Source organism: Rhizobium mayense (assembly GCF_030272705.1).
GTDB lineage: Bacteria > Pseudomonadota > Alphaproteobacteria > Rhizobiales > Rhizobiaceae > Rhizobium > Rhizobium mayense.
The window spans coordinates 1-687 of sequence record NZ_JARFYM010000110.1 but is presented as its reverse complement, the minus strand read 5'-3'; the positions used below and the strand labels follow the sequence as shown (position 1 = coordinate 687).

Here is a 687-nt window from a genome sequence, read left to right as displayed (position 1 = left end):
CCGGTTCAGATAGCCGCGCGCAACACCGGCCCCGCCGATATAAAGCTCACCCACCGCCCCGAACGGCACCGGCGCACCATGCCCGTCCAGAAGATACACTCGAAGATCGCGGATGGGCTCTCCGATCAGACTACCCGAGTTGCAGGTGTCAGAATGAGTAAGAGGTCGATAGGTTACATGCACGATCGCTTCCGTGATGCCGTACATGTTAATCAATTGCGGGGCGCCGTCTGAATGCCGTTCATACCACGGCTTCAGAATGGACGGCTCCAGAGCCTCCCCACCAAAAATCACATATCGAAGGCGGCTTCGAACACTGCTCTGGCATTCTACATTCATGAAAGCTTTAAACGCCGAAGGGGTCTGATTGAGAACCGTGACGCTAGACTTGCAGACTAGCTCATGAAAGTCGGGAGCAGAACGGGCGGTATTACTCGGAACGACAATCAAACGTCCGCCATAGCGCAGTGCGCCCCACAATTCCCACACCGAAAAGTCGAACGAGATGGAATGAAACAGGCACCAGACGTCGTGTTCGGTGAAGCCATACCAGTCCTGTGTCGCCTCGAACAGACGAGCCACGCTCGCATGCTCGACCATGACGCCCTTTGGTGTCCCGGTGGAACCGGAGGTATAGATGACATAGGCGAGATGGCGGGGGGTGAGGCCGAGGGCATGCGGCTCGGG

1 protein-coding gene is annotated in these 687 nt (G+C 57.2%); it reads right to left on the bottom strand.

Annotated features, from left to right (window positions below):
* The coding region (locus PY649_RS34805) for an AMP-binding protein (RefSeq protein WP_285873614.1) at positions 1-687 on the bottom strand (687 nt) is incomplete at both ends.